General features: G+C 60.2%; 4 protein-coding genes and 1 pseudogene. 4 read left to right on the top strand and 1 reads right to left on the bottom strand.

Features of this window, described 5'->3' with window-relative positions; translation table 11 throughout:
* The 4 genes and pseudogenes from V6M90_RS29685 to V6M90_RS29670 all read left to right on the top strand — a co-directional run.
* A pseudogene (locus tag V6M90_RS29685) lies at positions 1-681 on the top strand (hypothetical protein); the annotation flags it as partial.
* A gap of 87 nt (positions 682-768) precedes the next feature.
* Positions 769-1,722 carry a hypothetical protein gene (locus tag V6M90_RS29680; RefSeq protein ID WP_332847635.1) on the top strand — a complete coding sequence of 318 codons (954 nt, stop codon included), beginning with the start codon at positions 769-771 and terminating at the stop codon, positions 1,720-1,722.
* Positions 1,723-1,830: 108 nt separating this feature from the next.
* A complete protein-coding gene (locus tag V6M90_RS29675; RefSeq protein ID WP_332847634.1) occupies positions 1,831-3,108 on the top strand; it encodes a hypothetical protein in 1,278 nt (425 codons plus the stop codon).
* A gap of 110 nt (positions 3,109-3,218) precedes the next feature.
* Positions 3,219-4,493 carry a hypothetical protein gene (locus tag V6M90_RS29670; protein ID WP_332847633.1) on the top strand — a complete coding sequence of 425 codons (1,275 nt, stop codon included), beginning with the start codon at positions 3,219-3,221 and terminating at the stop codon, positions 4,491-4,493.
* On the opposite strand, the gene V6M90_RS29665 is transcribed toward V6M90_RS29670, so the two are convergent.
* Positions 4,490-7,768, bottom strand: coding sequence for a PAS domain S-box protein (locus tag V6M90_RS29665; RefSeq protein WP_078825443.1), 3,279 nt, complete (start codon positions 7,766-7,768; stop codon positions 4,490-4,492). The genes V6M90_RS29670 and V6M90_RS29665 overlap by 4 nt on opposite strands.
* Between the last annotated feature and the right edge of the window lie 43 nt (positions 7,769-7,811).

Here is a 7,811-nt window from a genome sequence, read left to right as displayed (position 1 = left end):
GAGACCAAGCGGGGCACGAACGCTGAAGGTAACGTGCAGGCCCAGGCCAAGACCGATACCACACCGGGCACGAACGCCGATGGCAAGGTCAAGGTCGAGGTCGAGGTCGAGACCAAGCGGGGCACGAACGCTGAAGGTAACGCGCAGGCCCAGGCCAAGACCGATACCACACCGGGCACGAACGCTGATGGCAAGGTCAAGGTCGAGGTCGAGACCAAGCGGGGCACGAACGCTGAAGGTAACGTGCAGGCCCAGGCCAAGACCGATACCACACCGGGCACGAACGCTGAAGGTAACGCGCAGGCCCAGGCCAAGACCGGTACCACACCAGGCACGAATGCTGGTGGCAAGGTCAAGGTCGAGGTCGAGACCAGGCAGAGCGCGAACGCTGAAGGTAACGCGCAGGCCAAGGCCAAGGCCGGTACCACACCGGGCAAGAACGCTGATGGCAAGGTCAAGGTGGAGGTCGAGACCAGGCAGGGCACGAACGCTGAAGGTAGCGCGCAGGCCAAGGCCGGTATCACACCGGACGCGACGCCAACTTCTACCGTTGTACCGGATATCACCTCCAAACTATTGCCTGAAGAGCCCGGCGAGGTATTGACCAGCCCAGGCCCTGATGAAATTCAATTTAATGCAAGGAACTGGCAGTTAAATGTTCGGAATGCGTACAAGTCCTGAGTTGATTTCCCGGCGTTAACGCTTGAAGTAATACAGGTACCTGCGCGGATATAAGTATTCGCAGGGGTACCTGCTTAGGGGGAATACATGTCTATAGGTTCAATTCAAAGCATTGCTCGTATCATCGATGCAGGAACAGTGGTAGGTGGTGATACGCGTGCTGTCAGTAATGAACTTTACCTTCAGCCTGTTGCTGTCGATAAATACATTGCGCGGGGAAGCTGTCGTTATTCCGATTCGGAACTGGTGCAAGCAATAGATTCAGGGCGGAAATCAGAAACGCGCACTCAGGTGCCGAATTCACTGGCTTTTTTCTTTGCTCGAATGTGTAACTTTCGGCTTAGTGAAAGTAATGAAGTGCCTGACAAAAAAACCGTGTCACCCGCGATCATCCCGCACGTTCTGCCTGAGCGCGTAGTACCTGCACCCAATCACTCACGGGATATCCCTGGCCTGTCCAGCAAACGCAACGGTGCCAAAGCGGACAATATCTGGAGCGGATTTCGCCAGGGCCCTGATGGTAACTGCGTGACGGTGTCGGCCATCAAGGCGGCGATGCATCGATTTGGCCAAAGCCCCACGGATATCTACAAAGAGGTCAAGCGCGTCGACGGAGGGTATCGGGTCATCATGCGTGATGATTTCCAACTCACCCTCAGTGACCGCGAACTGGCCGCAGGTGCCCGCGGTTCGAGGTTTGTCGGGCAAGACAAAGACATGCTCAAGGATGCGCATTTTTTGTTTGCGGTCAGTGCCAAGCGCGCGCAGATGGAGAATAACGATGGTATGGCGAGCAGGAGTTTCCAGGCGGCTATCCACAGTTTGAACGATGGCGAGGATGAGCGCGGGCCAGGGGAAGGGTTCATGCGGCTGGGGTTGAAGAAGCACATGAAGCGAGTGTCCGTACGCGACCTTGCGCGCGGGCAAGTGGGAATGTGCAACCGCACCGGGCATTCGGCGGCGGTCATCAATGGTCGTGAAGAAATGTGGGGTCGCAAGGGCGCGCCCCCCACCCGCGGTGACGCGGTAGCGCTGATGTGAGCATGGACGGGGCGCGATAAGCAGTATGGCCAGGGCACGGTGCCAACCGGGCCGTCGCTTCTGGCTGTCTGTTGGTCAATTTGTTTCAAACAACCAGGAAACCAGTCGATGAGTATCTCAGTAGGTGCCCCTTCGGTGCTGCCGGTGATAAGTGCGGGCGGTGCGTTTTCAGCGGTTTCCTCAGCGGGGGCAGGCAAAAAAAACAATGAGGTTGCCCCGTCGTTCGATATCGCCCAGAGACGCTTTGGCGAGGACTTCGATGTCAGCACCCACGGCGCGGTGATCAAGATGATGATGAGGGTGCTGGGCTCCACCCCGGCGGATATGTTCAATCAAGTCACCCCTTCCGCCGGGGGCTATGACGTGACGATGAAGGATGAATTCAAGGTGCATGTCAGCCAGGACGAACTAAGGCGAGTCACGCAGGCGTCGAGGTTCAGTGGCGCTGACGCCGAAGCCGTCAAGGCTGCCAATTTTGCGCTGGCTGTCTTTGTGAAACGCAAGCAGGCCATGGGCGGTTACGCCCGTTTTGACGAGGCCCTGGCAAAAACCCTGCAAGGCGAAACCACCTTCAGGTGTTTGCAGGGCATGGGTGTGCGTGGTCTTACCCAATACGTAGCGCCGAGCGAGATGGTGGGTCAGGGGGTGGTGGCGGTGGTGGGCAGCCATAACCTGGGCAGCGCCCTGGTGGTGGATGGGGTGGCGCATCACTACGCCGACCGGCGCAAGGTGGGCAATCGGTATGGCTATCGCCTGTTCCCTGATCACTCGCGGTTGAGGCCCTCTCTGCACAAGGCGCCCGTGAAGCCAAAACCCAAGGATATCTGGCGCGGCTTCTACCAGGGGTACGAGGGTAATTGCGTGACGGTGTCGGCGATCAAGGCGGCAATGATGAGGTTCGGGCAAAGCCCGGCTGACATTTACCGAGCGGTGACAGTCAGCCCCGCTGGTTACGAGGTGGTCATGCGTGATGGTTTCACCCTGACCCTTACCCGTGATGAGCTGGATAAAGCCAGGCGTGGCGCTCACTTGCGCGGCGGCGACCAGGCGCTGTTGGACGATGCCAATTTCCTGTACGCCGTGAGTGCCAAGCGTGCCCAGTTGAACAATAACGACTTTCGGGCCAGGGAAAGCTTCGAGGCCGCCATGGGCACCCTGAACGATGGTGAGTACCCGGGACAAGCCCTGCGCCGGCTGGGACTGTTGGGCTATCTGCGGGAGAGCACTGTGCGCGAACTGGCCAATGGCGCCATCGGTACCCTGGCCGATAACGGCCATTCGGTCGTGGTCATCGATGGCGCCCTGGATTACTACGGGTCCAGGTACGACCTGCGCTCATCGGCGCATTGGATGAATCGCGGGTTCAGGGCCCTGAAGCTGGTCTAGCCCAACAACTGGCAGGCCTTCGATTGGTGAAGGACTGTGGCGCAAGTCTCTTAAAAATACGGCGCCCCACCTAATACGGGTGTGCCGGAACTCGATCAGGAATCTGTCTTATGTACACCGGCGTATCAACTTACCCACTCGCTGCAAGGAACACTCAGTACTTTCCCTCCTTCGGAGACGGTGCAAGGGGTTCCAGGCAAGAAAAAACGCATCATGTCGTGAACGCCTTCGATGTCGCCAGGCGGCAGTTCGGCGAATACTTCGATGCCAGCAGCCATGCGGCCGCGATCAAAATGATGATGGCCGCTTTCGGGCCTGCTCCAACCGATATGTTCGAGCAAGTCACGCCTTCCAGCGGCGGCTACGAGGTGACGCAGAAGGACGGGTCCAAGCTCCACATCACCCAGGATGAATTGAGCCGAGCGGCGCAAGCCTTCAGGTTTCACGGTACCGATTCCGACGCGCTCAAAAGCGCTAACTTCGCAGTGACGGTCCTGGTAAAGCGCAAGCAGATGGAGGAAGGCCATGTCCGTTTTGACGCCGCTCTTGCGCAAAGCGTGCGGGGCGAATATCTGCGTGATTGTTTGGGCAGTCTGGGGGTGCTGGGTTTTGCTCAACCGGTGCGGGGAAGCGATATGGGCGAGGGCTTGTCGGTACTGTCTTTTGGCCGTGAAAGCTCAGTGGTGCTGGAGGGGGTCGAGCATTATTCCGTACACAGATTTGAGGTCGATAAACACGCTAAGGGGTACAAGTTATACGCTGATGCCTCATCTGCGAAGTCGCCTTTGGGCAAGGCGCCTCTGAGAAAAAAACCCAAGGACATTTGGCGCGGATTCTTTCAGGGCAGCGCGAATAATTGCTTGACGGTGGCGGCGATCAAGGCGGCGATGATGAGGTTTGGACAACGCCCTTGCGATGTCTTCCGGCAGGTCACTGCTCGGCCCTATGGTTTTGAGGTGACCATGCGTGACGGCTTCAGGCTCACGCTCACCCGTGAGGAGTTGCGCAAAGCCGGGAGTGCCTCAGACCTGCGCGGCGATAATCAGGCGCTGGGTGACGATGCCAACTTCCTGTACGCCGCGAGTGCCAAGCGTGCGCTGTTGGAGAACAACAGGTCCTTCAAGCGTATCCAGAGTTTTGAGAGGGCCCTGGAGGAACTGGGCCAAGGCGAACAACTTGGATACGCCTTGCATCGGCTTGGGCTGGTAGCCCACATAAGGGAAAGTAGTGCGCACGAGCTGGCCAATGGCGCCATCGGTGTTCTGGACGTAGGCTTCCACGCTGCGGCGGTGATCGAGGGTGCCGTCGATGATTATGGGGTGAAAAGCGCCCTGTCCTCACCCAAATGGACGGACAGATCGTACCGGGCCCTCAAGCTGATCTAGCCCAACAACCGCCTGAACCCCTCGATCGGCAGCGGCCGGCTATGCAGATAGCCCTGGAACAAATGGCACCCCAGCTGTTGCAGGAACGCCAGTTGTTCCAGGGTCTCCACGCCTTCGGCGATCACCTCCAGGTTGAGGCTGCGGGCCATGGCCACGATGGCACGGATGATTTCGGCGTCGTTGGGGTCGTGGGTTGCGTCGCGGACAAACGACTGGTCGATCTTCAGCGCATCCACCGGCAGGCGTTTGAGGTAGGTCAGCGACGAATAGCCGGTGCCGAAGTCATCCATGGCAAAGCTCACACCGAGTTTTTTCAGGCGGCGCATCTTGCTGATGGTGTCATCCAGGTTCTGGATCACGATGCCTTCGGTGATTTCCAGTTTCAGCAGGCTATAGGGCAGTGAGTGCTGGTTGAGGCTGTGTTCCACCTTTTCCACGAAGTCGTTTTGACGAAACTGGCGGGGGCTGATGTTGACGCACAGGCTGAAATTCAACGGGTCGACTTTGCCTTCCTTGATCAGTTGTTCAAAGGCGGCGCACGCCTCGTCTAGGATCCAGGTGCCCACTTCGAGGATCAGGCCGCTGTCTTCCAGCACCTTGATGAATTCGGACGGTGACTGCGCGCCCAACTCCGGGTGATGCCAGCGCACCAGCGCTTCGGCACCGATGATCTTGTTGCCGCGCGCATCCACCTGGGGTTGGTAATGCACGCTGAACTCGCCTCGCGACAGGGCCAGGCGCAGGTCGGTTTCCATGCGCAGGCGTTCGCTGGCGGTTCTCTGCATGCTGTTGTGGAACATCTGCGTGGTATTGCGTCCCGAGTCCTTGGCGCGGTACAGCGCGATGTCGGCGCGCTTGAGCAGGTCGGCCGGGGTCGAACCATGGTCGGGGATCAGTGCCACGCCGATACTGGGGGTAACCTGCAGGCGTTGGCCGTCGAGGAACATGGGCTCCGAGAGCAATTCGCGCAGGGTGTCGGCCAATGCCTGCACCTGCTTGCTGACTTGCGTGCGTGAGCCGTCCAGGCCGCTGAGCAGCACCACGAACTCATCCCCGCCCAGGCGTGCCACGGTGTCTTCCATGCGCACACTGGCCTCCAGGCGCGCGGTGACGATCTTCAATACGGTGTCGCCCACCGGGTGGCCGAGGGAATCGTTGATGTGCTTGAAGTGGTCGAGGTCCAGGAACAGCAGCGCACCGCGCAAGTTGTGACGCTTGAGCAAAGCGATCTGCTGGCTCAGGCGGTCCATCAGCAGCGCACGGTTGGGCAGGTTGGTCAGCGGATCGTGGTAGGCCAGGTGGCGGATCTGCGCCTGGGCATTTTTCAACAGGCTCACATCCCGGGCGGTCAGCAGCAGGCACGGGGTTTCGTTGAGGGTGATGGGCTCCACCGACACTTCCACCGCCAGCAAGTCACCGCGCTTGTTGTGCCAAATCATCTCCATGTGATGAATGCGGCTCTTGATCTGCAGCTCGGCCAGCAACGCCGAGCGCTGGTTCTCGTCGGCCCAGATGCCGATCTGGTACAGAGTGAGGCCAATCGCTTCTTCGGCGCGGTAACCGGTCAGGCGACAGAAACCGTCGTTGACCTCTACATAACGGCCGGTCTCGCGCTCGGTGATGGAAATCGCGTCGGGGCTGGAGTGGAAGGCCTTGGCGAATTTCTCTTCGCTGGCCTTCAGGGCGGCTTCAGAACGCTGTTGCTGGGTGATATCGCGCAGCGTGGTGACGATGCACGGTTGATCGCCGACCTTGATCAAGCGGCTGGAAATGACGCAGGTCAGGCTCTGGCCATTCTTGTGATGGACCACCACGGCCACGTTGCTCAACGCCTGGTCACGAATCACCCGCTCGATACGCTGCACGCGCTGGTTCGAGTCGTCCCACAGGCCAATCTGGTCGGCGCTTTTGTCGATCACCTCGGCGGCGGTCCAGCCAAACGTCTGGGTAAACGCCGGGTTGATTTCGACAAAGGCGCCGCTGTCCAGGCCGGTGACGCAGATCGGGTCGGGGCTGGCCTGGAACAGGCTGGCGAATTTCTCTTCGGAGGCACTCAGGCGTTGTTCGCGCTCCACCTGATCGGTGATGTCCAGCAAGGTGCCGGCCATGCGCAGGGGCGCGCCGCGCTCATCGCGGTACAGGCGGGCGCGGCTTTCCAGGTAGCGCGAAGTGCCGTCTTCCATGGGCACGCGGTAAGTCAGTTGATAGTTGCCGGCCGGGCCTTCGCGCAGGGTGCGGTAGGCGCTGCGCATGTTGTCGCGTTCTTCGTCGGGCATGCCCTCGAAGAATGCATCGAATGATTCATGGAAGGGTTCGGGCGGCAGTCCATGCAGTTGGGCGGCGCGCGCCGAGCCATAGAGCATGCCGGTGGGGATGTGCCAGTCCCAGGTGCCCAGTTGGGCGGAGTCCAGGGCCAGGTCGAGACGTTCCTGGCTGTCCTTGAGGGCTTGTTCGGCGTTCTTGCGTTCGGTGGTGTCGAGGAAGGTGCTGATCAGGTACGCCTCACCTTCGAGCTCGACCTTCTGCGCGCTGAGGGTGCCATCGTGGATCTGGCCGTTACTGGCGCAAAACTGCACCTCCATGGTGATGGGCTCGCCCTTGCGTTGGGTGGCCTTGACCAATTGCATGCGCTGTTCGGGGTGGTGCCACAGGCCCAGGTCCAGGGTGGTGCGGCCGATGGCGTCGGCCACCGGCCAGCCGAACAGCATCTCGAAATACTGGTTGGCCTCACTGATCAGTCCATCGGACTGGCGCGTCAGCAGGACCATGTTGGGGCACAGATGAAACAGCGTGGCGAAGCGTTTTTCGGAATGGCTGAGGGCGGCTTCACGCTCGCGCTGGTGGGTGATCTCGCGGATCACCCCGATCATGCGCCGCCGGCCGGCCTTGTCCGGCAGCAGACTGCCATTGATTTCCAGCCAGTGCTGGCTGCCATCCGGCCACCGGATGCGATGGTGCATGGCCTGCTCGAACGGCTCGCCGGCCAATACCGCGTGGAACGCGCGGATCACACGGGCGCGATCCTCCGGCGCCAGCAGGTCCAGGTATTCCAGGTCCTTGGGCAACGGCTGCCGGGGGTCAAACCCAAACAGCGCCTGGGTGCCTCGCGACCAGCTGATTTTTCCGCTGTCGATTTCCCAGTACCAGGCACCCAGCCGGGCGGCGTTGAGCGCGGCCAGCAATTGCGGAGCGCTGTCCCAGCTCTGTTCCGCCTCTTGCGGGTCGAGGGCGTAAATGCGGGGCAAGGGTGGCACTGAGTCGACGGGGTTGCGCATTATCAAAGGGCCTTGGCTCGATGGACGGACAGCGCGGGGTACT

This window comes from Pseudomonas lactucae (genome assembly GCF_036688725.1).
Taxonomy (GTDB): domain Bacteria; phylum Pseudomonadota; class Gammaproteobacteria; order Pseudomonadales; family Pseudomonadaceae; genus Aquipseudomonas; species Aquipseudomonas lactucae.
The sequence above is the reverse complement of the archived record's forward strand: the minus strand, read 5'-3'. Positions and strand labels throughout refer to the sequence as shown.